The sequence below is a fragment of the Mammaliicoccus sp. D-M19 genome (assembly GCF_022386695.1).
Lineage (GTDB): Bacteria > Bacillota > Bacilli > Staphylococcales > Staphylococcaceae > Mammaliicoccus > Mammaliicoccus sciuri.
Window position 1 is genome coordinate 659,304 of record NZ_JAJNHW010000001.1, and the last position, 25,490, is coordinate 684,793.

The 25,490-nt window shown below is 32.0% G+C and carries 26 protein-coding genes; 11 read left to right on the forward strand and 15 right to left on the reverse strand.

Annotated features, from left to right (window positions below; all coding sequences use genetic code 11):
- Positions 1-35: 35 nt before the first annotated feature.
- The 3 genes from LQ675_RS03410 to LQ675_RS03420 form a co-directional block, all read right to left on the reverse strand.
- Positions 36-1,322, reverse strand: a complete 1,287-nt coding sequence (locus tag LQ675_RS03410; RefSeq protein WP_075577740.1) for a DEAD/DEAH box helicase family protein — start codon at positions 1,320-1,322, stop codon at positions 36-38.
- Between the two features lie 55 nt (positions 1,323-1,377).
- Positions 1,378-2,244 carry a fatty acid kinase binding subunit FakB1 gene (gene fakB1, locus LQ675_RS03415; RefSeq protein WP_048539922.1) on the reverse strand — a complete coding sequence of 289 codons (867 nt, stop codon included), beginning with the start codon at positions 2,242-2,244 and terminating at the stop codon, positions 1,378-1,380.
- A gap of 73 nt (positions 2,245-2,317) precedes the next feature.
- Positions 2,318-2,830, reverse strand: a complete 513-nt coding sequence (locus LQ675_RS03420) for a hypothetical protein (protein WP_048539923.1) — start codon at positions 2,828-2,830, stop codon at positions 2,318-2,320.
- Positions 2,831-2,910: 80 nt separating this feature from the next.
- On the opposite strand from LQ675_RS03420, the gene LQ675_RS03425 reads away from it, so the two are divergent.
- Positions 2,911-3,561 (forward strand): YigZ family protein, encoded by a 651-nt coding sequence (locus LQ675_RS03425; RefSeq protein WP_048539924.1) that lies wholly within the window; start codon positions 2,911-2,913, stop codon positions 3,559-3,561.
- Positions 3,562-3,567: 6 nt separating this feature from the next.
- Here the strand turns inward: LQ675_RS03425 and LQ675_RS03430 are convergent, their stop codons facing one another.
- Positions 3,568-4,623 carry a glycosyltransferase family 4 protein gene (locus tag LQ675_RS03430; protein ID WP_025905431.1) on the reverse strand — a complete coding sequence of 352 codons (1,056 nt, stop codon included), beginning with the start codon at positions 4,621-4,623 and terminating at the stop codon, positions 3,568-3,570.
- Between the two features lie 261 nt (positions 4,624-4,884).
- Here LQ675_RS03430 and gdpS point away from each other — a divergent pair, with 261 nt between their 5' ends.
- From gdpS to pepT, 4 genes are all read left to right on the forward strand, one after another.
- The gene (gdpS, locus tag LQ675_RS03435) at positions 4,885-5,955 is read left to right on the forward strand and encodes a GGDEF domain-containing protein GdpS (RefSeq protein WP_048539925.1); all 1,071 of its coding nucleotides are present in this window, start codon (positions 4,885-4,887) and stop codon (positions 5,953-5,955) included.
- A 98-nt stretch (positions 5,956-6,053) separates the two neighbouring features.
- On the forward strand, positions 6,054-6,821 hold the full coding sequence (locus LQ675_RS03440; protein ID WP_037588735.1) for a threonine/serine exporter family protein: 768 nt from the start codon (positions 6,054-6,056) through the stop codon (positions 6,819-6,821).
- Between the two features lie 13 nt (positions 6,822-6,834).
- Positions 6,835-7,299 carry a threonine/serine exporter family protein gene (locus LQ675_RS03445; protein ID WP_048539926.1) on the forward strand — a complete coding sequence of 155 codons (465 nt, stop codon included), beginning with the start codon at positions 6,835-6,837 and terminating at the stop codon, positions 7,297-7,299.
- A 36-nt stretch (positions 7,300-7,335) separates the two neighbouring features.
- Positions 7,336-8,562, forward strand: a complete 1,227-nt coding sequence (gene pepT, locus LQ675_RS03450) for a peptidase T (RefSeq protein ID WP_075577739.1) — start codon at positions 7,336-7,338, stop codon at positions 8,560-8,562.
- A 49-nt stretch (positions 8,563-8,611) separates the two neighbouring features.
- Here the strand turns inward: pepT and LQ675_RS03455 are convergent, their stop codons facing one another.
- Positions 8,612-9,733 (reverse strand): glycerate kinase, encoded by a 1,122-nt coding sequence (locus LQ675_RS03455; protein ID WP_075577738.1) that lies wholly within the window; start codon positions 9,731-9,733, stop codon positions 8,612-8,614.
- Between the two features lie 101 nt (positions 9,734-9,834).
- Positions 9,835-10,155 (reverse strand): bacillithiol system redox-active protein YtxJ, encoded by a 321-nt coding sequence (ytxJ, locus tag LQ675_RS03460; protein WP_025905425.1) that lies wholly within the window; start codon positions 10,153-10,155, stop codon positions 9,835-9,837.
- Between the two features lie 167 nt (positions 10,156-10,322).
- Between ytxJ and LQ675_RS03465 the strand changes: the two genes are divergently transcribed.
- Entirely contained in the window at positions 10,323-10,565 is a 243-nt protein-coding gene (locus tag LQ675_RS03465) for a hypothetical protein (RefSeq protein WP_239732933.1), read from the forward strand.
- Positions 10,566-10,608: 43 nt separating this feature from the next.
- Here LQ675_RS03465 and LQ675_RS03470 read toward each other — a convergent pair whose 3' ends face one another.
- On the reverse strand, positions 10,609-11,496 hold the full coding sequence (locus LQ675_RS03470; RefSeq protein WP_075577737.1) for an EMYY motif lipoprotein: 888 nt from the start codon (positions 11,494-11,496) through the stop codon (positions 10,609-10,611).
- A 96-nt stretch (positions 11,497-11,592) separates the two neighbouring features.
- On the opposite strand from LQ675_RS03470, the gene LQ675_RS03475 reads away from it, so the two are divergent.
- Positions 11,593-12,114, forward strand: coding sequence for a GrpB family protein (locus tag LQ675_RS03475; RefSeq protein ID WP_048539931.1), 522 nt, complete (start codon positions 11,593-11,595; stop codon positions 12,112-12,114).
- A gap of 69 nt (positions 12,115-12,183) precedes the next feature.
- Positions 12,184-13,101, forward strand: coding sequence for a UDP-N-acetylmuramate dehydrogenase (gene murB / locus LQ675_RS03480; protein ID WP_048539932.1), 918 nt, complete (start codon positions 12,184-12,186; stop codon positions 13,099-13,101).
- Between the two features lie 404 nt (positions 13,102-13,505).
- On the opposite strand, the gene LQ675_RS03485 is transcribed toward murB, so the two are convergent.
- The 8 genes from LQ675_RS03485 to nrdI form a co-directional block, all read right to left on the reverse strand.
- A complete protein-coding gene (locus LQ675_RS03485; protein ID WP_048539933.1) occupies positions 13,506-14,543 on the reverse strand; it encodes a ferrated catecholamine ABC transporter substrate-binding lipoprotein SstD in 1,038 nt (345 codons plus the stop codon).
- A 102-nt stretch (positions 14,544-14,645) separates the two neighbouring features.
- Positions 14,646-15,446: an iron ABC transporter ATP-binding protein gene (locus LQ675_RS03490; protein WP_048539934.1), complete on the reverse strand. Its 801-nt coding sequence runs from the start codon at positions 15,444-15,446 to the stop codon at positions 14,646-14,648.
- Positions 15,443-16,408, reverse strand: a complete 966-nt coding sequence (locus LQ675_RS03495; RefSeq protein WP_048539935.1) for an iron chelate uptake ABC transporter family permease subunit — start codon at positions 16,406-16,408, stop codon at positions 15,443-15,445. The genes LQ675_RS03490 and LQ675_RS03495 overlap by 4 nt, the downstream gene beginning before the upstream one ends.
- A complete protein-coding gene (locus LQ675_RS03500) occupies positions 16,398-17,369 on the reverse strand; it encodes an ABC transporter permease (protein WP_025905417.1) in 972 nt (323 codons plus the stop codon). The genes LQ675_RS03495 and LQ675_RS03500 overlap by 11 nt, the downstream gene beginning before the upstream one ends.
- A 126-nt stretch (positions 17,370-17,495) precedes the next feature.
- Complete coding sequence (locus tag LQ675_RS03505; protein WP_048539936.1) at positions 17,496-17,912, reverse strand: FixH family protein; 417 nt, start codon at positions 17,910-17,912, stop codon at positions 17,496-17,498.
- Positions 17,913-18,061: 149 nt separating this feature from the next.
- Positions 18,062-19,033 (reverse strand): class 1b ribonucleoside-diphosphate reductase subunit beta, encoded by a 972-nt coding sequence (nrdF, locus tag LQ675_RS03510; RefSeq protein WP_048539937.1) that lies wholly within the window; start codon positions 19,031-19,033, stop codon positions 18,062-18,064.
- A gap of 28 nt (positions 19,034-19,061) precedes the next feature.
- Positions 19,062-21,167: a class 1b ribonucleoside-diphosphate reductase subunit alpha gene (gene nrdE, locus LQ675_RS03515; RefSeq protein ID WP_048539938.1), complete on the reverse strand. Its 2,106-nt coding sequence runs from the start codon at positions 21,165-21,167 to the stop codon at positions 19,062-19,064.
- The gene (gene nrdI / locus LQ675_RS03520; RefSeq protein WP_025905413.1) at positions 21,130-21,528 is read right to left on the reverse strand and encodes a class Ib ribonucleoside-diphosphate reductase assembly flavoprotein NrdI; all 399 of its coding nucleotides are present in this window, start codon (positions 21,526-21,528) and stop codon (positions 21,130-21,132) included. Before nrdI ends, nrdE begins: the two co-directional genes overlap by 38 nt.
- Before the next feature lie 375 nt (positions 21,529-21,903).
- Here nrdI and LQ675_RS03525 point away from each other — a divergent pair, with 375 nt between their 5' ends.
- From LQ675_RS03525 to LQ675_RS03535, 3 genes are all read left to right on the forward strand, one after another.
- Entirely contained in the window at positions 21,904-22,788 is an 885-nt protein-coding gene (locus LQ675_RS03525) for a DMT family transporter (RefSeq protein ID WP_048539939.1), read from the forward strand.
- The gene (gene queF, locus LQ675_RS03530; RefSeq protein ID WP_048539940.1) at positions 22,788-23,288 is read left to right on the forward strand and encodes a preQ(1) synthase; all 501 of its coding nucleotides are present in this window, start codon (positions 22,788-22,790) and stop codon (positions 23,286-23,288) included. Before LQ675_RS03525 ends, queF begins: the two co-directional genes overlap by 1 nt.
- Positions 23,289-23,582: 294 nt before the next feature.
- Complete coding sequence (locus LQ675_RS03535) at positions 23,583-25,097, forward strand: peptide MFS transporter (protein WP_048539941.1); 1,515 nt, start codon at positions 23,583-23,585, stop codon at positions 25,095-25,097.
- Positions 25,098-25,490 lie beyond the last annotated feature (393 nt).

Below are 25,490 nucleotides of genomic sequence, written 5' to 3' on the forward strand. Positions count from 1 at the left end.
TTCATTTATATTATTTTGACAAATTAAACATTTATTCAAATTAACCATCCTTTCTCGCGTGCTAAATCATTCATTTCTATAATTTCACGTTTCGCTTGTATCATATTTCGTGTGATACCTTCGTGATAACACAATACCTTGCCAGTCGGACAAGATAATTTTCGACCAACACGTCCTGCAATTTGAATGATGGCACTACTTGTAAACTTCTCTGTATGCACGATGACGACATCTAATTTTTCTAACGTAACGCCTCTTTCTAATATTGTCGTCGTAAACATAATGTCTATTTCATCATTTCTTAAACGCGTCACCTTTTCATGCCTCATCACATCATGACTAGATACATATTCAATTTTTGAAAAGTAACATTGAAACACTTTAAATATTTGTTCCATATAATGAATATTATGAAAGAAGACAAATGTTTTTCTATTTTGTTCTATTTGGGATTTAAGAAACGTAAGTAACTTCTGATTGAGTTTATTTTCTTTAATGATATTAAATTGAAATTCTGGAACTGGTAATGGGTGTTTATGATATCTTGCGGGGAGTTTGATAATCTGATTATGATTAAATTTAGAAAGGAGTTGCTTGTTAGGCGTCGCTGTTAAATAAATATGACTAGATTGCACTGAAGAAGCTTTTCGAATGGTATGCATCAGTTGATTATCCATTTCTAACGGAAATGCATCTACTTCATCAACAATGACCACATTAAAATGTCCATCATAGCGCATAAGTTGATGAACTGTCGATACGACAAATGAACTATTAAACTGCGCGAACTGACCTTCATACATTAAATCAATTTGCTCCTCTTTAAATGCGTTTATCAGTCTTAAGTTAACTTCTTTCACGACATCTACTCTTGGTGAAACAACTGCAACATTCATACCCGATTTTCGAGCTTTTGATATACCTTCAAATATCATTTCTGTCTTCCCTGCTCCTGTCACAGCATGGAGTAATAAATGTTCTTGCTTTAAAATAGCGTCTTTAATTTTAGAGGATGCAAGTTGTTGCTGTTCACTCAATTCAAAATCCAACTGATAATGACATTCTGATGCTTCATGCAAGCTCTCAATGAAATAAATGTCTTTACAACTTTGAACTTTACCAAGTGCAATACAATATCTACAATAGGTTGTTTCTTGCTCGCAATGGTGGCAAAAATACTGATAAAACAATGATTGATCTTTGTTACCACACTGATTACAAATATATTTACCTTGAATAAAAGACACGCCAGGTTTACTGTCTTTAACTTTTTCAGTCGTTACTTCATTTAAATCTCGGCATATTCGTCCGTATAATTTCATTCTAACCTCCATAAAAAAAGCACAAAAAGCCGAAGCTTTTTGTGCTGTAGTTATATTATATACTTAAATCTAATTCGGTCGTTGTGAATCCTAAACCTAATGAACCTTCTCCTAAATGCGTTCCGATTACTGGTCCAAAATAACTCATAATAATTTGTGCATCAGGGAATTGTTCTTCAACTTGCGCTTTCCAGGAAAGTGCAGTTTCTTTATCGTTTCCTTCAATAATAACAATAGATAAGTTTTTAGAACCTTCAACTTCTTGAGCTAATTGTTCTTCAATACGTTTCATTGCTCTTTTCTTTGTTCTCACTTTATCGTAAGGGACAATTTTCGTATCAACGAAGTGTAGTAATGGTTTCACTTGTAACATCGTGCCGACTAATGCTTGTGCACTATTTAAGCGACCGCCTTTTTTCAAGTTATTTAAATCATCTACTATAAAATATGCATTTGTATTTTGTTTCATATTCTCTAATTGTTCTAGAATGTTATCAATAACTGTCATACCTTGTTCAATAAGTTGAGCTGCTTTTAAAGCATAGAAACCTTGTACTGAACAAGAGATTTCAGAATCAAATGCATGAACGTTTATACCTTCTACCATATCGTTTAACGTCACAGCTGTTTGATATGTACCACTTATACCACTTGATAAGTGAACTGCAATCACATCTGTATATCCTTCGTCTTTCAAACTCTCAAGTAATTCTACATATTGACCCATAGCTGGTTGAGATGTCGTCGGTAATTGTTTTTCATTTCTCATTCTTTTATAGAAATCTTCTGTACTTATCTCTGACAATTCTTTATAAACTTCATCATCAAATATAACATTTAAGGCAATCGTTCTAATGTTATATTTATCTATATATGCTTGATCTAAATATGCTGTTGAATCTGTTATAACAGCAATCTTCATAAAGTTATCCTCCTTGATTCTCTTCCATACTCATCATATCTAATTCTTGGTTATTTGAAAAGAAGTTTATGAACTAAATTGCTGCCTGTGCCATTTTAGAAAATTTATATGTGCCGTCCTTTTTAACAAGCGTCACAACTTCGTTAAAAGTCTTTTTCTCATCTTTACTGCCATTCTTAGGGTGAGCTGTCGTTTCTACATTATAGAATACAACAACTTGATCTTTTTTCTGTTCTAAAAACTTAATATTGGATATTTTTTTATCGAATTTATAACTTTTAAGTGTATCTTTTAACACTTTTTCTTCTTCTTTAACGTCTAGTTGTTTTGAATCTGTGTCGATTGTTTTAATGTAAGCTTCTACATCACCATCATTTAAAGACTTTCTATTTTTTTCAATAGCTTCTTTGACTGCTTTTTCAGTATCTTTATTTACTTGAATCGTATCTTTTGGATTTCCTTTTTCATCTAATAGTACACCTTGACTATCATCCACTTTGTCCGTCGTTTGCTTTTCTTCTTTTGATCCACAAGCAGCTAACACGATAGACAACACTAAGCACAACATCAATAATTTATTCTTCAATTCATACAATCCTTTCCCGACTAATTTCAATAGTATATAATAATCGTAACAGATTACGATGTAAAGGGAGAAGTATTAACATGGCAGAAGGACTAATTACAATCAAATCACCACATGAAACTGAAATTGTCATTAATAAATCGAGATTTATCGCGAGCATTCATCCTGCAGAAACTGAAGAAGAAGCGAAAGCATTCATACAACAAAAGAAAAAAGAACATCATGATGCAACACATAATTGCTCTAGCTATGTTATCGGTCCTACAATGCTTATCCAAAAAGCAAATGATGATGGTGAACCATCAGGAACAGCAGGCGTGCCTATGTTAGAAGTATTAAAAAAACAACAACTCCATAATGTTGTTGTTGTCGTTACAAGATACTTTGGTGGTATTAAATTAGGTGCAGGTGGATTAATACGCGCATACGGAAGTGCAGTCAGCCAAGTTATTAAAGAAGTAGGCAGAATTGTTTTATTAGACGCAATACCATTCGAAGTAACATTAGACTATGATCAAACAGGACGCTTCGAGCACGAATTACAACAAACTGATTATCAACTTGTAGATACTGCTTATACAGACAAAGTTACCTACACCATACATGTGATAGCCTCAGAAGAAGAACCATTTATTGATTTCCTAAACGAAGTCAACCAAGGTAAGTACGAATTAAACAGACAAGATATAATCGCACTACCATTTCCATATAATAAAGAAGAAGAACGCTAATCGACATTAGCGTTCTTTTTTATACTTTGTTCTTGTTAATAAATTTAATATTGGTCTGTAATTTGCATTCACGAGTCCTGTAAATTCTACGATTAATTCTATTGTTATTAATATCATAATAAACATCATTAATACGCCGTATGGTGGTGATAAATAAAGGATGACACTTGATATGCTGAATAATATAGCAATCATATATATTAATATAACAGTTTGCCTATGTGTATAACCTAAATCTAATAATCTATGGTGTAAATGCGATTTATCTGCTTGAACGATAGATTGACGATTATGTAGTCTACGTATTACTGCGAACAACATATCGATAAATGGTACTGCAAGTATAACCATTGGGAAGAATAGCGATATTAACGTAATGTTCTTAAAGCCTAATAGCGATAACACACCGATAATATAACCTAATAGTAATGCCCCACTGTCACCTAAGAATATTTTAGCAGGATGTGAGTTAAATACTAAGAAACCTAATAATGATCCTATTAACACACTACAAATCATCATGATAAAGATATTCTGCTGTAATATTGCGATAAATCCTATTGTTACTAAAGCGATACATGATATGCCTGAAGCTAATCCATCTAAACCATCTATTAAGTTGATTGCATTCATTACTGCAACAACCCAGAAGATTGTCATTGGAATACTAAAGATTCCAAACTCTATTACAACACCAAATGGTAATGTAATAAAATCTAATGTGACGTGGTTAAAAACGACGATTAAAGATACAGCAATTTGACCTGCTAATTTAACAAGTGGTTTCATATCATATAAATCATCCACTAAACCTATAATATAGATGACAATCGCACCTAGTATAATAGGAATTGTTTCATGTTCTACTGGTTTTCCCCACCATAAACCGATGAGAAAAGATATTAAAATGACTGAGCCACCTAATACTGATACGGGTTTAGTATGAACTTTTCTAACGTTTGGCATATCAACTGCACCAATTTTAATAGAAAGAACGATAACTAAAGGTGTTAGTATTAAACTTACAATCATGGTTAGTAATATTAGTTGTAAAGTAAACATTGAGTCACCTTCATTTTGTAATTGCACCGAATTTGATTAAAACATTACTTCTAGAATATCAAAATTTCATTCTACATGCTATAAAAACAATAGTATACCACATTTTTGAAATCAAAGATTTTTGTGTTTAAACTAGCTTTATAAGCAAACATGTGAAAAAAGAAACTTTTTTAACAAAATAACCTGTTATACCGTGACAAAAGCAATCTAATAGATTACAATATCATATGGCTTACTAAATGAAGGATGGTGTTAAATTAAATGATTCAAGCAATTATATTCAATATATCTGTAACTATTGCAGCATTTTATCTATACCATCGAATACAATATAGCGAAACGAGAACTGTGACTTTTTCACAAAATTATATCACCATCTTAATGACAGGTGTTTCAATATTATTAATATCTAATCCTATACAGTATCATGACTATGCATTCTCTTTAAGTTTTATACCTATTCTCTTCTTAGGAAGATTTACTAATTTATTTTATTCTGTTTTAAGTGCCGTAGTTATTGTACTATTTGACATTTTTGTAATGGGTACACCATTTTTAGATGATATCCATTTACTGATTATTGCAATTGTTGTTGGGATGATAGGTCCTTTTCTTAAACAAAGTGATTTCGTGAGTATTCAATTATTGTATTTAATCAGCATTATGATTATTGCGATAACGCTTATCTTTTTAAATCCTGATTCATGGCTCAACGAATGGTTGTTTCTTGTGCCAGTTTCCTTTATCCTAAGTATTATTAGTGCAAGTGTTTATAGAGACATTTGGATCTTGAAAAATTTAATTTCAAGATATGAAAATGAAGAATCCGTTGATTACTTAACAGGTTTAGGAAATGTTAAAGAATTCGATCGTTATTTAAATAAGACGACTGAACAAATAACTGAACAAGACCAATCTATGGCATTATTATTGATTGATATTGATGGATTTAAAGACGTGAACGATGCGTATTCTCATAAGGCTGGAGACGCGGTCTTAAAACAAATGTCGCAATTGTTAATCAACTATTTACCTAAAGATGTTAAAGCTTTTCGTAACGGCGGAGAAGAATTTTCTATTATTCTTGTTGGTGAAACATTAGATAGTGCTATTAAATTAGCTGAAAGTATTAGAGATAGCGTTCAACAATCTACTTTCCATTTACCTAACAAAGAAACAATTAAGCTATCTGTTTCAATTGGTGTAGGCTATTTAAGTGAACAAGATAACAAATCTAAACGCCGCGTATTTAAAGATGCGGATGATATGTTACATGAAGCCAAATTACAAGGTCAAAACAAAGTAATGTTCAATCCAATTATTAAGTTATAAACTGAACATAGAATTGCCTCTAGCAATTCTATGTTTTTTGTTGAATCGTTTTTAATTTGATTATTTACATAAAATTCAATACGAAACTGGAGGTTACTATGGAAGAGATACAAGACTTCACGATTATAGATGAAAATAAAATCATTGATGTTGTCATGACTGCCGGTCGCATACTTTTAGAAAGTGGCGCTGAAACATATCGAGTTGAAGATACAATGGCAAGAATCGCTACAAGTTATGGCTTAGAAAATACACATAGCTTTGTAACATCTACTGCGATTATATTCTCGCTTAATGACAGAACAAATACACGTCTGATTAGAATAGATGAACGTACAACAGATTTAGAGAAGATTTCTTTAACGAATCAAATATCACGTAAGATAGCTAACAATGAACTAACGATAGATGAAGCTAAATCAGAGCTGATCCATTTACATCATGCTTCATTACAATTTCCATTTTGGTTAAAAGTATTAGCTGCAGCGATAGCATCAGCCTGTTTTTTACCTATGTTTGGTGGTAAGCAAGCTGAAGTCATCCCTTCATTCATTGCGGGTGGTGTAGGATATTTAACGATGTCCCTTGTCCATAACACGATTAGAATTAAATTCTTCACAGAGTTTATAAGTTCATTAATTATTGCTACAATCGCAACGATTAGTGTGAATTTCTTTATAGGCGTTAATTTAAGCTTAATTACAATCGCTTCTGTTATGCCACTTGTACCAGGTGTCTTGATTACAAATGCAATCAGAGACTTAATGGCAGGACAGTTGCTTGCAGGTATATCTAAAGGTGTAGAAGCGGCACTTACGGCATTTGCTATTGGTGCTGGTGTTGCTATCGTATTATTACTTAGTTAAGGAGGTGCTTTAAATGTTAGATTATATATATCAAATTTTGTTAAGTTTTACCGCAACGTTGTTTTTCTCTGTCATTTTTAATGCACCTAAGAGACTATTAATAGCATGTGGTATTGTTGGTGCGATGGGCTGGATGATTTATACCATTTCGTTAGACTTTGGCATCGATAAAGTACAAGCATCATTCTATGGTAGCTTTGCCTTAGCGTTAATGAGTCATATTATGAGTCGCTATTACAAACGTCCAATGATTATCTTTATAGTTGCCGGTATTATCCCTCTCGTTCCTGGAGGCTTAGCATATGATGCAACTAAAAACTTAGTTATCAACAATTATGATGTTGCAATTAATACAACACTACAAGCGACACTCATTTCTGGTGCAATCGCGTTTGGTATTTTATGTTCTGAAATCATTTTCCAAATCTATGTCAGAACAAAGCATTCTTTTGCTTCTAAGAAACAAAAAAGCGTATAATAAATAACGTAAATAGATGTAAAGGGAGCGAGCAATTTGAAACAACGTCTAATTGATCGATTAACAAGATATGTAAAAGTAGATACACAAGCTGATGCAGCAAGTGAAAGTACACCATCTACTGAAAAGCAATGGGATTTAATCCATATGCTTGAAGAAGAAATTAAAGCATTAAATCTTGAAGTTGACGTAGACGATAAAGGGTATTTAATGGCCACTTTACCGTCAAATACAGATAAGGATGTACCTACTATAGGGTTATTGGCACATATTGATACGTCTCCAGATTACCATGCATCAAATGTTAATCCTGTTATTGTAGAACAATATAACGGAGAAAATATTACATTAGGTAATACAGACAAAGTATTAAGCACGAAGACTTTCCCACAACTTGAAAAAGTAATTGGTCATACATTAATGACAACAGACGGTACAACTTTACTAGGTGCTGATGATAAAGCCGGTGTCGTTGAGATTATGGAAGCGATTATTTACTTATTAGAACATCCTGAAATTAAACACGGCAAGATTAGATTCAGCTTTACACCAGATGAAGAAATTGGTAGAGGACCACATCATTTCGATGTTGAACGATTTAACGCTGATTTTGCTTATACTTTAGATGGTAGCTTAGAAGGCGAATTACAATACGAAAGCTTTAATGCCGCTTCTGCAGTCGTTGAAGTTAACGGCGTAAACGTACATCCAGGTTCAGCGAAGGATGTAATGGTTAATGCTAATACTTTAGCAATGGCATTTAATGATCAATTGCCTAGTGATGAAGTACCTGAACATACTGAAGGTTATGAGGGCTTCTATCATTTATCTGACATGACAGGTACTGTTGAGAAAGCAACGCTACAATATATTATTCGTGATCATGATAAAGCACAGTTCGAACGTAGAAAAAATCATTTATTAGATATCGCAAAAGTATTAAATCATAAATATGATCAAGAACTGATAACTGTAACAATCAAAGATCAGTATTACAATATGGGTGAAAAAATCAAGCCACAACCTGAACTTGTGAACATACCTGAAAAAGTTATTGAATCATTAGGTATGACACCTATTATTGAACCTATTAGAGGTGGTACAGACGGTTCACAACTCTCATTCATGGGATTACCAACACCTAATTTATTTACAGGTGGCGCAAACTTCCACGGACCGTATGAGTATGCTTCCATAGATGTTATGGAAAAAGCTGTACATACGATAGTAGGTATCGTATCAGAATTTGAACAACAGTCTTAAAACAACATATAAGAGCCTGAGACAAATACAGTGTCTCAGGCTCTTATTTTTATATATTAGCTTTTAATAATCTTAGCGATTGTGTTGTTAAATGTCTTAAAGCTATACCTAATTCTAAATCACTCATTAAATATTGATCTTTATTAAATACTTTATACATAGCTGTTACATCTTGTTCCAAGTATTGATCAAACTTTTCATCTGTTGCGCATATCGCAATATTGACTTTTTGATATTTGTTACAAAGTTCAGCAATTCTTACAGACGTCGTCTCTAGCAATTGTTGATTAGGTTTCAAACCTTCACCGAATACGATTAAGTCAGCTTGTTCAATCAACTTATCTAAATAAGTAAGCTCATTTACAACATCTCCACCTGTAACAAGTTGTGCGTCCCATAGACAATTAAACAAGGCAGCTAAGCCACTTCCTGAGCCACCACGTTCTTCTTTACCTAATAAGATTCTATGTTGGCTCTTAAATAGTTCACTAATATACCATAAAGCATTATCAATTGATACAGCATCTTCAATAGCAATTTGATTGATTGCTTGCTCTTTCATGATACGACTATTCTTACCATAATACTTCGATTCAAAGTCTGTTATCACTTTGATATTTTTATCTTTTAACCTTTTATCTAAATCATATAAATCAATTGTTCTTATATATTTAATCTGTTTTGCACCTTGGCTAACATCTATAAAACTACCTTCAGCATCAAAGAATTTAGCACCTAATGCTTGTAACATACCAAGTCCACCATCGTAACTTGCGACATCACCGACTGAAATTAATATCTCATTACTGTCTTCATTCAGCGCTTCTAAAATCACTTCTCCTAGTCCAAATGAAGACGTTTCAAGTGGTTTAATAATATCCTCACTTGAAGTTAAAACATTACCCGCTTCAATGACAATGATATCTTTCTCTGTTACAACATATGAAGACGACTTTGGTCTCATATATGCGTCATGATGATCCACTGAATATTTAGTGCCAGATTGCCATAATAATACTGAATCTATAACTTCCCTTTGACCATTAAATAATGGGACTTGTACTATGTCTGCTTCATTAAATTGAGACTTTATTGCTTCTTCGACAAATCGATTTGCATGATAACTAGATAAAATACTATCAAACTCATCCATCGCAACTAATACTCTCATAATTTTCACCTCATGCTTTTTATCTTAATTCATTATACTGTTTTTTACTTCAATTAACAAAAAAACAAACAGTCCAATCAGACTGTTTGCATATGTTTCACTTACTCTTCTGCTTTCGATAAACTTGCGACTGTGATATTTTCATGATCTGCATCCCATTCAGCATTACCATTAACAAAGTAAAATGCTTGTGGTGATTCATGTTTGATTCCAGTTTTATCGGCTATATAATCAGACAATTCTCTTTCTTCTTGAACAATTAAGTAATAACCATCCATATCTCTTTCATATAAGAATTTGTTAAATTGATCATATGCACTTGCTGAAATAGGACAAGTACTGCTATGTTTCATAACAAATACGTTTGGATTATCATTGAGTACTTTTTCAAATTGATCGATGGAAGTTAATTTCACGACCATTTTAATTCACCTCTATCATAATTTAACCAATACAATTGAACACTATATCATTTATCCATTTATATGGCAAATTCTATTTTTAATAATTATCTTTATTATCTTTACCCGCAATCTATAATATTAACCACAAGACAATTTTGGTATACTTGTTAATATATATTAAGGAGGTGCTAAATTTGTCCAAAAATACTTCACCCGTACTTATTAAAAGATGGGGTATGATTGATACGATCAATGCATGTTTACTTATTATTTCTGTCTTATTTTTATTTGATTTTAAAAACCAACCTGCATTATCGTATATTCTTGTAATAGCATTTTCTATATGGTTTATTTCACTTATAGGTAAAAATATATATTTATCAAAGCGCAACAAAGACAACCCTAAAGATACAATTGATAAGCAATAAAATAAAACACACCGATTACATAAAACAATGTATTTGGTGTGTTTTACTTATCTAATCTATCTATCGCTTTGTTGTACTTTTCATCTTTACCTAAGTAACTAAATTGAGAAATTACGCCATTTTGTACTTGGACTTTTTGAAGTTTATCTTCTATAAGAATACCTTTTTTACGTTCTTTATAGTAATTAATTAAAGTATAATACACTTCTATTTGAGCTTGTCTCATCTGATTAACACGTTTTGATGAAATATTCGTTTGATTCAGTGATTTAATATTTTTAGAAAATAATGGGATAATATCTTTCTCAATATAGTCCGCTCTATCTTGCACGTTTTGAGTATCATTTAAATATTTAGCTTTCGTACTTAATTCTTCACTATTCTTATCAATAACAGAAACAAGCGCATCATAATCTTCTTTATCATCAGGATTATTTTTAGCTAATTTAGCATTTTTCTCTGCATCAGATTTGTTCTGTTCAAATACATCTGTATAGTCTAATATTTTCTCATTAGATTGGATGGATTGTTTAAATAATGAAATGTACTCATTTAATTCTTCTAATGTTTTTTCTTTCTTTTCTATATTACTCATGTAAATATCATGAGCATCTTGAACCTCATTTGTGCTTACATTTATATTATGAGCTTGCTTACTAAGATCTTTAACTTCAGGTATAATTTGCTTTTCGATTTTATCTTGAAGTTCATTCAATTCTTTACGTTTTTCAACCGTTACTTCAGTACCAATAAGTTGATCTAACTGATTTAATCTTAATTTATCTATATCTTTAAGAATTGAATTCTCTTTTTTATAAATAGGTTTCATTTCCCTTTTATACTTTTGAAGATCTGAATGTAATTCGTTACCACAAGCTGCAATAATTAAAACAAGAACAAATATCATTAAATAAAATAATTTAATTTTCATCATTGCACCCCTGTTTCACTTGTATTATACATAATTTCATGGATAATGAAAATGTTATATAGTATATTCATGCATGGATTTTAGAAAGGAGCTATTATGCTTAAACTTCCACAACCCTTTATTCAATTACAATCATCAGATGATTTTAAACTAAATTTTGAAAGTATTCAACAATTATTAATACATTTGCTTGATACGCCAGTGATAGATGTATTCCATATCGGTGGTACGAAACAAACACAATATGTTACAGAACCTATCGTAGATGTACTTGTTACGGTAAAATCACTTCACGATGTTACAAGCCTCGATGAAAAAAGACTCAATTATCATCGCATATATCGATTACATAATGGTTACAATAAAAAAGTCATGATGGCTCAATTCCAAGACATGATAAGCTTAAAGCAAATAGCACGTTTACATATTGTTGAACAAAACAATCAAATGTTATATGATTATTTAACTGTAGAGTCACTTTTAACAAATGATACAGATGTCATACAAACATTTGAATCCTTTAAGAAAGCTACTTTACTTGAAGCAAATAGTATAAAAGATTACGAAGCTCAAAAACAAAAATGGTTTCAACAACTTGTTCAAAAACATAAAAAATAACCCATTCGCTTAAGATGATAAATCTTGATATAATAATGTGAGAGCATAATACAGAAAGGACGTCGTGCGTTGGAGAATCATACAATTTTGGAGGAGCTTTCTAACTTTCTCCCAAAATCCCTTATAAAAGTAAATGAGCCACTTAAAAAATACACTTTCACAAAAACTGGTGGCAATGCAGATTTCTACTTATCACCTACTTCATATACAGAAGTACAAAAGATAATAGAATTTGCTTATAACAATCAAATTCCACTTACATTTTTGGGGAATGGTTCTAATATTATCATCCGTGATGGTGGTATAAGAGGAATTGTTATAAGCTTATTACAATTCAATCAAATAACGGTGAAAAATCAATCCATTACATGTGGAAGCGGTGCAGCAATTATTGATGTTTCAAGACGTGCTAGAGATCACCATTTAACTGGTTTAGAATTTGCCTGTGGTATACCTGGATCTGTCGGTGGCGCAGTATATATGAACGCTGGTGCATATGGCGGTGAAGTCAAAGATTGTATCGACCATATTAAAGCAGTAGATGATACTGGTCAGTTACATATCATTAAAGGTGAAGACTTAGAATTGGACTATCGTACAAGTATAGTTCAACGTAAACACCTAGTCGTACTAGAAGCAACTTTTAAATTACAAGATGGAGATATTACATCTATTCAAGCAACAATGGATGATCTTACACAACGTCGTGAAGATAAACAACCTTTAGAATACCCTTCATGCGGAAGCGTGTTCCAAAGACCACCAAATCACTTCGCAGGTAAACTTATTCAAGACGCTGAATTACAAGGGCATAGAATAGGTGGTGTAGAAGTTTCTACTAAACATGCTGGATTTATCGTTAATGTTGATAACGGAACAGCTACAGACTATGAGAACATCATTAAACACGTTCAAAAAGTCGTTAAAGAGAAATTTGATGTGGAACTCAAAAGAGAAGTTAGAATCATTGGAGAACCTTTAGAATAAGAGAAAAAGCATGGGACACCACGTCCCATGCTTTTCTTAAGTTGAAGAAGTTTTAGACTTTTGTGGTATTTTTTGCGCATGCTTTCCGCAGGCATGTTCTCAGCCTGTAGTCTTCGAATCATGCTGTTCCCGCAGGAGTCAGCGCTAAAAAATACTTCTATATTTCTATTTAAGTTAAAATCTTAGTAACGCTTCTCCCACAAAGTGTTACTAACAGCATCCTTATTTACACTTCTCCCACAAAGTGTTACTAACAGCATCCTTATTTACACTTCTCCCACAAAGTGTTACTAACAGTACCCTTATTTACACTTCTCCCACAAAGTGTTACTAACAGCGTCCTTATTTACACTTTAATAGCGAAAAAAGCATGGGACACCACGTCCCATGCTTTTCTTATGTTATTATTCTAAACCTTTAATAACTTCGTCTACTTGTTTTTCAGTTGTTCTTACGCCACCTGAAGCTAAGTACCATAATTGTGCATCTACATTAACAACTTTGTCGTTCTTAACTGCATCTACATCTTTAATTACGTCATTTGATAATGCTTTCTTAGCAGTTGATTTACCACCGATTGCTTGACCTCTGTCCATAGCATAGATGATTCCAGGGTTTTTCTCAGTGATATATTCATAACTTACTGGTTGTCCGTGACCGCTTGCTTTAATATCTTTATCTACTGGTGTAACACCTAATACATCAAAGATTAAGCTACCAAATCTAGCACCTGGACCGTATGTAGATAATTCACCTTCGTTAACTAATAAGTACATTGCTTTGTCGTCTGATTTTTTAGCTTTATCTTTAGCAGATTTCACTTTTTTATCTAAATCAGCATTTAATTCTTTTGCTTTGCTTTCTTTGTCGAAGATTTTACCTAAGTTAGTTGTGTTTTCTTCTACTGATTCTAAGTAATTGTTATCATCTGCACCAACATATAAACGTGCTGCATCTGGTGCTGCTTTTTTCAATTCATCTTGTACTTCAGTTCCAGCTGTACGACCAGAGAATAAGATTAAGTCTGGTTGAACTTCTGCTACTTTATCATAGTTTACTTCTTTAACTGAACCAGTGTTTACAATGTCGTCGCCTTTAAATGCATCTAAGAATTTTGGTAATGATGCGCCACCTTCACCTTTTGGTACACCTTTAACTGCATCTTTAGCACCTAAAGCTTCAATTGTATCTAAAGCACCGTAGTCTAATACAACAACTTTTTTAGGGTTAACAGGTACTTTAACTTTATCTTCTACAGTTTTTGAATCACTGCCATCTTTCTTTTCACCACGAATTTGATATTTCGATTGGATTTCTACTGTTTTAGACTCACTCTTAGTATCACCTTTTGATGATTTTTCTTTACTACTTGAATTACTTCCACATGCTACAAGTACAACTGATAAAACTGCAATTAAAATAAAACTGAAAACTTTTTTCATTATCGATGTCTCTCCTTCAAATATTATGATAAATTATGCGTCCAAAACCCTATTGCCCAACAAACTACAAACATCACTCCTTTCAATGTGATATCAATTTTGCTATATAGCTAATGTTTTAATTTCTTCTTCTTCGATGTATTCATCATCAAAATAGACACAAATACGTTGACCATTAATTTCTTGAATTTTAATTTCTAAGTCATAAATGTCACGTAATACCTCCTCACAAATAACATCGTTTTTAATACCGGCGATTTCAACTTTACCTTCTTTGATCGCGATAATTCTATCTGAATAGCATGAAGCAAAATTAATATCATGTATAACGATTACGATTGTCTTGTTCATTTCTTTCACAAGTCTTCTTAAGATTTTCATAATCTGTACAGAATGTTTCATATCTAGATTGTTCAATGGTTCATCTAATAGAATGTATTCTGTATCTTGAGCTATCGTCATCGCTATATAAGCTCTTTGTCTTTGACCACCTGATAGCTCACTTAAATATTTATCTTGAATTTCAGTGAGTCCTAAATAATCTAGCGCTTTATCAATCATATCTTGATCTTCTTTTTTTAATTTACCTTTTGAATATGGAAATCTTCCGAAACTCACGAGTTGTCTTACTGAAATTTTAAGTTCTGTATGATTAGTTTGTTTTAAAATTGCTAGTTTCTTAGCAAGTTCATTGCTTTTCATTGAAGCGATATCTTGATCGTCTATCGTGATTTTACCGTTATCTTTATCAATTAAGCGGCTGACCATCGCTAATACCGTACTTTTACCTGCCCCGTTTGGACCAATGAATGATGTGATTTTCCCTTTTTCAATTTCTATATCTACTTCATCAACAACTTTATGATGATGATAAGCTTTTGTTAATCCTTCGACTTTAATCATGCTACATTACGCTCCTTTAAAATTAAGAATATAAAGTAAATGCCACCTATAAAGTTAATCATGATGCTAATTTCTGTATTACCTTCAAACAAGTGCTCCACGACCCATTGACCTAAAAATAAGCTGATCCAACTGATGAGTATTGAAGCCGGTAATATGTATTTATGTTCGAATTCTTTGATGAATTCATGTGCTAAATTCACGACAAGTAGACCTAAAAATGTAATGGGTCCAACGAGTGCTGTTGAAATTGTGACAAGTAGTGCAACCATAACCATTAACCATCTCGTCACATTTGTATAATTAACACCAAGGTTAATAGCTTGGTCTCTTCCTAAAGACAATACATCTAAGTAGTTCTTTATCTTAAAAGCAATGAATATCATAATTAATAAAACAATGCCTGATATTGTAAGTAAACCTTCATTTATTGCACCAAAGCTTGCGAACATTGCACTTTGTATAGATAAGAATTCTTCAGGATCTATCATCATTTCAATAAAACTAGATAAACTTGAGAAGAATGTTCCAAAAACAATGCCTAGTAATAATATGAAGAAGACATTTTGATCTTTAGACCTAAACAATATTTGGAATAAGAATAAACTAAATAGAATCATACCAACCAATGTAATCAAAAAGTTAAGATGATTATTGAGTACGACAGTCGATGTTGAACCAAATAAAAATATTAAAGACGTTTTAATAAACATATAGACTGCATCTAAACCAATGATGGATGGTGTTAAAATTCTATTATTCGTGATTGTTTGGAAAATAACTGTTGAAACTGCAATACTGCCACCTACTAATAGCATTGCAATAACTTTTCTAACACGTCCGGTTAATTGATACGCCAATATATTAGGATTAATGTTATAAAGTAAATAAAGTGCTGCAATTAATAGCGTTAACACAGATAAAAGGATTAATTTATGTATAGGGGTTAATTTATTGAGCATTTCTTGAACGTCCTTTCATCAGCAATACTATAAATATGAAACTACCAATCACACCAATTGTTAAACCAATTGTAATTTCATAAGGGAATATAATTAATCGACCTATTACATCACAAATCATGACAAACAATGCACCAAATACAGCTGTATGTGGCAATGCATTTTTTAAATGATCTCCTCTGAATATTGAAACTAAGTTAGGAATAATTAAACCTAAGAATGGCATCATACCAACTGTTACAACAACAAGTGCCGTAATGATTGAGGCAATGATCAGTCCGATATTGACGACTTTTTGATAATTAAGTCCTAAATTCACACTAAAATCTTTACCCATACCAGCAATCGTAAATTGATTCGCAAATATAAATGCTAAAATCAATAACGGAATACTAATATAAAGAATTTCATATCTACCGCTTGTAATAATTGAGAAATTACCTTGCATAAAATTACCAATACTTTGTACAGCATTTGTACGTAATGCAACAAAAGAAGAAAAACTTGACACTATGTTTCCGAGCATAATACCAACTAATGGTATGAAAATAACATCTTTAAATTGAATTCTACGGAGAATTTGCATGAATAGCATTGTTCCAAATAAACTTAATAATGTAGCAAATAATAATTTAAGTAGTATGTTGGCTTCTGGAAAAGCGATAAGAGAAATTAATATACCTAATCTGGCCCAATCCATTGTCCCTGCAGTTGTTGGAGAAACGAATTTATTTCTTGTAAGCTGTTGCATAATCAGTCCACAAATAGCTAACGAGCTACCTGAGATAATAATACTGACTGTTCTCGGAATTCTACTTGATACTAAAATGTTCTTCTGTTCGTCTGTTAAATTTAATATATGTAATGGTTTTACTTCTGAAACACCTATAAATATAGAGAAGAACGTTGCAATTACTAATAAAATAATCAAAACATCTAAACGCATTAAAAACTTTCCCATTTCACACCCTACTTCTTTTTAGTTGATAACGATTATCATTATCTCTATTGTAATGAAGAGTATGGGGAAATGCAATGCCATTTAAAAAAAAGAGTGATGGAATTAAATTCCACCACTCTTTTATAATTATTTTATATTAATATCTTTATTTGGCATTGTATGTTGATCTCTAGCAGTAACGTGACTTGTTATATTATATTGACCCGCATCTTTAAATTTATATTTTAAAGTATATACCCCATCTTTGTTTTCTTTAACTTTTTTCATTTCTGAAGATTTTTTGTCCCCATCTTTAACGATTTCAAACATCACCTCATCTGCATCTTTCACTTTTTCATCACCAAGTGTCACTTTTGCAGAAAGTTCTACTTCTTCACCTCTTTTAGCTTCTTTAGGTACATCTAAAGCCACTTCTAAAGCTTGAGGTTTATCAGAAGACTTATGCTCTGAATGTTGATGCTCATCCTCTTTCTTGTCATTTCCACATGCAGCTAGAACAGAAATAACTAATACTGTTAATACCCCTAGTAATATTCTTTTCATGAATATAACCTACCTTTCAATATATTAACTTCATTATAAACAATAAATATCACATAAATTACCATAAATATTGAAAAATATGTTAACTTTTTAATTACACAATAAAAAGAGCCTAGAACAAAATGTATGTCCTAGACTCTTTTAATATTTTACTTTTCATCAAAGATGAAGTCTTCATCTTTAAGTGCTTCTACATTTAATGCTAGTACATAACCGTCACCTTTAACACTGAAGAAGTCATGGTTTTTAGTACTTGTATTTAATGCATTTTCAATGATAGGGTTGAACGCTTTTTCTTCATAATATGGTTCAAATCCTAAATTAGCTAATGCTTTATTTGCATTATATGTTACGTAGTTCATAACATCATTTGTTAATCCTATTTCATCATATAATGTTTTTGTATATTCGTATTCATTTTTGTATAGTAAATCAAGCATACGATACATTTCTCTATCCGCTTTAATTTGTTCATCTTGTGATAATTCATTTTTTAAACTTTGTGCATCTAGTCCTGTAAACACACCATGGATAGATTCATCTAGTAAAATTTTACGGATGATTTCTCCTGAAGTTGTCATACGGCCTTGTCCAGCTAAATATAATGGATAGTAGAAACCAGAGTAGAATAAGAATGTTTCTAAGAACACACTTGATACTCTTGCCATGTATTGATCATAAATGGAAGCTTCTTTACCCCATAATTTATGATAATTACCTACAATCATTTCTGATTTATATTTCAAGTGTGGTTCTTCAACAACCCACTTATCTAATAATTCATTTGTTTCACTAGATGGTAATAGTGTCGTGAATATATGTGAATAACTTTTCGCATGTATTTGTTCCATCATACCCATAAATGAATACACTGCTTTTTTACGTAAGTCTTTCGTATGCATCATGATTAAAGGCATGCCATCATCAGCTTGATGTGTATCTAATCCAGTAAGACCAGCTAACGCCTTTTTAAAAGCATTTCTTTCAGGTTCTGTTAATGTTTCCCAACTTGCTATATCTTTAGATACTTTAAATTCTGACTCAACCCACATTTGCGAGATGTTTTGACGCCAAAACATATTCGTCATATCTTCTTGTGTATTCCAGTTTACTGCCTTCATGTTAGATCTCCTATCTTAATTAATTTGATTAAATTGCGCAACTTGTACATTCTTCAACGCTTAATAATTTATTTCGTGTATAGTAAAGTGATTTTAAGCCTTTATGGTGAGCATATACGTATAATCTTGAAAGTTCACGTGTTGAAATCTCTGAATTTACATATAAAATTGTAGAAATACCTTGGTCCACATGCTCTTGAATCGTTGCAATTAAATCAATTAATTTCATTTGATCTGTATTAAATGCTGATTTGTAATACCACATTGTTTCAGGTGATAAGAATGGCATTGGGTAAAATGTTTCTGCATTACCATATGTTCTTCTTTCAATTTGATCGACAATAGGCATAACAGAACTTGTAGCATTTTGTACATATGAAATACTTTGAGTTGGTGCAATAGCAAGCCTATATGCATGGTATAAACCATTTTCTTTAACAGCTTCTGCTAATGCTTTCCAATCTTCAGCAGTTGGAATATCGAAACCTTCAAATAATGCTGCAACATTATCATATTCAGGTTTAATATCTTGTTGTATATATTTTTCAAAGTATTTACCTGAAGCGTAATCAGATTTGTCGAAATCTACATATGTTTCGTGTCTTTCTTTCGCAATTTCCATTGAACGTTCAATAGAATAGTAATTCATCATCATAAAGAAGACATTTGCGAAGTCTTTAGCTTGCTCTGATTCATAACCTATTTTATTTTTAGCTAAGAAACCATGTAAGTTCATAACACCTAAACCTACAGAATGTAATTCATTATTTGCTTTTCTTACACCTGGTGCATTTTTAATGTCTGTATCATCAGATACAACTGTTAAAGCATCCATACCAATATGTACAGAATCACGGAATTTCTTAGATTCCATCACGTTTACAATATTTAATGAACCTAAGTTACAAGAAATATCACGTTTGATTTCATCTTCAGTTCCATAATCGTTAATAATTGACGTTTCTTGTAATTGGAATATTTCTGTACATAAGTTACTCATTTTAATTTGTCCGATATTAGAGTTAGGATGTACTTTATTCGCATTATCTTTAAACATCAAATAAGGATAACCTGATTGCAATTGCGTTTGAGCAATTGTATTTAACATATCACGTGCATCTTTAGCTTTTTTAATGATATTAGGATTTGCTACAAGTTCGTCATAATATTCATCAAGATTAATATCATCAAGCGTCACACCATATTCGCGTTCAACAGTATGTGGAGCGAACATATAGAAATCTTTACCTTCTTTAGCTAAATCAAAGAATTTAGATGGCACGATTAAACCAGTAGAAATAGTAGATAATCTAATATCTTCATCTGCGTTCACTTTTTTAGTATCTAAAAATTCTAATACATCATAATGGAAGATGTTTAAGTATACTGCACCGGCACCTGGTCTTTGACCAAGTTGATCAGCATAACTAAAGCCACCTTCAAGTGATTTAGCAACTGGTAATACCCCCTTAGCGACACCTTTAATGCCTTTAATAGCTTCACCACGTGCACGCAATTTAGATAAGTTGATTGCGACACCGCCACCGATTTTACTCAATTGTTTAGCTGTTGAATCTATAAAGTTAATTGAATTTAAGCTATCATCAACTTCTAATAGGAAACAACTTACTAACTCACCACGTCTAGCTCTACCAGCATTTAAGAATGTTGGTGTTGCAGGTTGGATACGTTGTTCAATCATACCTGCAACAAATTGTTTAGCTTGTTCTACATTACCTTTAGCTAAATATAGAGAAACAATAATAACGTGTTCTTTATATGTTTCAAGGTATTCTGATTTATCATTAGTCTTCAAAGCATAATCTTTGAAGAACTTACTAGCTGACATGTAACTTGCAAATTGAAAAGGAATTGAATCTGCAAACTGGTTAATCTCTTTTAATGATGACTCACTGTATTCTTTAAATAAGTCATAATAAAAGTCTTGTTCAACTAAAAAGTGTAAACGTTCAATAGGATCATTGAATTGAATTGTTTTTTCTGCAATTTCTTCTAAGTATACTTCTAATGCTTCTTGATCTTTTTCAATATCGAAAAAGCCGTCTTCTCTTCTCTTTGTTACCTTATTGTTTAATTCAATATGATTTTTCTTTTGTTTGTTTATCATTTTCATAGAGATTAACCACCTTTTCTTTAAATTCATCTGCTATTGCTTGGTTACCGTGTAACTCAAATTTCATCAATAAAGGGACATGATATTGATTCGCGATTTCTTCACTAGCTTTCGCGAAATTCTGTCCCCAATTTCTATTTCCACTACCTGCTACTGCTTTAAGATTATGATGATTCACTTTCAAAAAATCTTGTACAGTATCAGGTACTTGGCCAAATCCAATTGTACCTGTAACCATTATAAATGGTTCATTTATTTCATTTGTCTTGTTTGCCTCAGTGAGAGCCATTGTGTCAGACAATCCTGCTCTCTGTATGAACCGTCGTACATTACCAGTTAAAGAGTAATAAATTATCTTCATAAACTTTCACCTACCACATGTAAATGCCTATGCAACTGTATAAATGAAATAAAAAATACAAAAAAATGAACACTTTATTCATTTTTATTTCAAATGCACAAAACACAAGATATAGTGTTACGTTTTATAAGCACATACTATATTATGTGATTCATTATAACACTTTAAATGATTCATAACACTTATAATACCTTATTATTTTTAAAAAAATAGGGTTGACTTTCTCCCTATTTCGACTAAGCGTTGCTATATCAACATTTGAAAATTACTTTCATAAAAATTTTTTTGTTAAAAACAATCACTGAATAAGTCATATACTTTTTAAAGTGAATTATGATAATATATGTTCATTGATAAAAAATAGAAGGTGTTTACATGAATTCCACAGTAAAAGGAATAATTGCAATACTCATTTCTTCGATTGGTTTTAGTTTAATGGCAGTATTCTTCAGATTATCTGGTGACTTACCAGTTTTCCAAAAATCACTTTTTAGAAATCTCATCGCGATGATTGTACCTATTTACTTTGTCATGAAGTATAGAGCACCATTTTTCGGTAAATTAGAAAATCAACCGTTACTCATTTTACGCTCTACACTTGGACTTATTGGTGTATTACTCAATATTTATGCGATTGATCACATGGTATTAAGTGATGCGGATATGTTAATGAAATTAAACCCATTCTGGACTATACTACTTTGTGCGTTATTTTTAAATGAAAAAGCACGCAAATATCAAGTAATTGCAATGGTTGTAGCGATTCTTGGTGCATTGTTTATCATTAAGCCAACATTTGATTCAGATATGATGCCAGCAGTTATTGGTTTATTATCTGGAATTTTTGCTGCAGGTGCTTATACTGCACTACGACCTTTAGGACAACGTGAAAAATCATATACAACAGTATTTTACTTTTCATTCTTTTCTACGGTTGCATTAATACCGTTTGTCATATTTACATATGAACCAATGACACTTTCACAAGTAATCATATTATTATTATCAGGTGTCTTTGCAACAGTTGGTCAATTTGGTATTACAATTGCATATAGTTTCGCAGCAGCAAAAGATATTTCAATATTTGTATATGCATCTGTAATATTCAGTGCAATACTCGGTTTCATCTTATTTAAAGAAGTACCAGATTTACTCAGTTATCTAGGATACATTATTATATTCTTAGCAGGCTATTATATGTTCAAGAAAGCCCAAAGAAACCCAAAACCTAAGGAAGCAATTAATAAAGGAGAATCATAATGTCAGAGGGAAGAAACAAAGACGATTTAAAAGATATTACGTTATTAGGGAATCAAAATAATCAATATTATGATCAATACAAACCAGAAGTATTAGAAGTGTTCGACAATAAACATCAAGGTAGAGATTATTTTGTTAAATTCAATTGTCCAGAATTCACTTCATTATGTCCTATTACTGGACAACCTGATTTTGCGACAATTTATATTTCTTATATTCCAAACGTCAAAATGGTAGAATCTAAATCATTAAAATTATACTTATTCAGTTTTAGAAACCATGGTGATTTTCACGAAGATTGTATGAATGTTATCATGAATGATTTAATAGAATTAATGGACCCCCATTATATAGAAGTTTTAGGTAAATTCACACCACGTGGCGGCATTTCTATAGATCCTTATACAAACTACGGAAGACCAGATTCTAAATACGAAAAAATGGCAGAGTATCGTATGATGAACCACGATTTATACCCTGAAAATATAGACAACAGATAAGCATATAATATATAGCCGAGTCTTATTCAACATGACTCGGCTATTAATATACATAAATTTCACATTTCAAAACATATTACTCACCAAAAAAGAAAACGCTTACAAATTTAAAAATTTGTTCACATTTATCTTAAGCCTTGCCACTATTGACGCTAGTATTTTTAATAGTCATTATTGTATGAATATTGTTAATCTTTAACTTGTGTTTATTTTGTGAAAGCATTACAATTTAACATGTGCTAATTTTAAGTACATCTAAAAATGAATACAGTTTATTATGAGGGGAAGTAAAAAATGGGTAACAAACATTATACTAAAGAGGAAATTATCCAAAGTACGCCACGTACAGGTTTCTTTGGTCATCCTAAAGGCTTGGCTACACTATTCCTTACCGAATTCTGGGAAAGATTTAGTTATTATGGAATGAAGGCTATTCTTGCCTACTACATTTACTATTCAGTAGCAAAAGGCGGCTTTGGTATTGATCAAGGTTTAGCACTACAAATCGTCTCAATCTACGGTGCACTTGTTTATATGAGTGGTGTTATCGGTGGATGGATTGCTGATAGAATTACTGGTACACGCCATGCATTATTCTACGGTGGAATACTCATCATGATTGGTCATATCTTATTATCATTACCAAATAATTTTACTTTGCTATTAATCGCGCTATTGTTCTTAATTATTGGTACAGGATTATTGAAACCAAACATTTCTTCTACAGTAGGTTTATTATATGAAAAGAATGACCCAAGAATGGATTCAGCATTTACTATTTTCTATATGTCAATCAACTTAGGTGCTTTAATTTCACCATTATTAATCGGTTGGTTACAAGTAAACGTAGGCTTCCATGCTGGTTTTGCAGTAGCAGCAGTTGGAATGTTCATCGGTTTAATCATTTATTTCATAACAAACAAGAAATATTTAGGTTTAGCGGGTGTTGAAGTACCTGATCCATTATCATCTTCTGAAAAGAAAAAAATGGTCAAAATTGTTGGTATCACTGTCGTAATTATCGCAATCGTTTGTTTCATCCTTAGTCTATTCGGTCAATTAACATTGCCTAATTTCGCAAACTTTATTTCAGTACTTGGTGTTGTTCTACCAATTTACTATTTCGTGAAAATTTCATTAAGTAAAAAGACTGAAGATTATGAACGTACACGTGTATATGCATATATACCATTATTCATTGCAGCAGTAGCATTCTGGATGATTCAAGAGCAAGGTTCTACAGTATTAGCACAATTCGCAGATACTAAGACACAATTAAGCATGGCTAAATTAACAGGTGGCGCAATTGATTTTAATATACCAGCAGCATGGTTCCAATCACTTAACCCATTCTTCATTATTATTTTAGCGCCATTGTTCTCAGTATTATGGGTTAAATTAGGTAAATTCAACCCACCTACTGTTTATAAATTTGCTATAGGTGTATTCTTAGCAGGACTTTCATATATTATTATGGTCGTTCCGTTATCAGACACATCAACTTTAATTAACCCAGTTTGGTTATTCGCAAGTTTCTTATTAGTAACACTTGGTGAACTTTGTATATCACCAATCGCATTATCAACAACAACTAAATTAGCACCAAAAGCATTTACAGCTCAAATGATGAGTGTTTGGTTCTTATCAAATGCTATGGCTCAAGGTTTGAATGCTCAAATGGTAAAAATTTATACAAGTATTAGTTCAAATGATTATTTCTTATACTCAGGTATATTCGCAATCATCATTTCAATCATCTTACTTGTAGCAAGTCCAAAAATTAAAACATTAATGGCCGGCGTAAAATAAGATCTAGCCATTTAACAGGTAAGGGCAACAAGTTGCCCTTACCTTTTTTAGTATCAGGAAAGTTCTGATTGCTGGGAGTTAGCATACTGTAACTTCCATTATTTCGAATTCTGGTAATTAGAATCCGCTAACTTCCATTATTTCGAATTCTGGTAATTAGAATGTGCTCAATAAGAGATATTTCTCGGAATTATGTCCCTAACTGCACCTCTTACGGACATTTCTCGGAATTATGTCCCTAACAGCACCTCTTACGGACATTTCTCGGAATTCTGTCCCTAACTGCACCTCTTACGGACATTTCTCGGAATTCTGTCCCTAACAATACCTCTTACGGACTTTTCTCAGAATTATGTCCCTAACAATACCTCTTACGGACTTTTCTCAGAATTA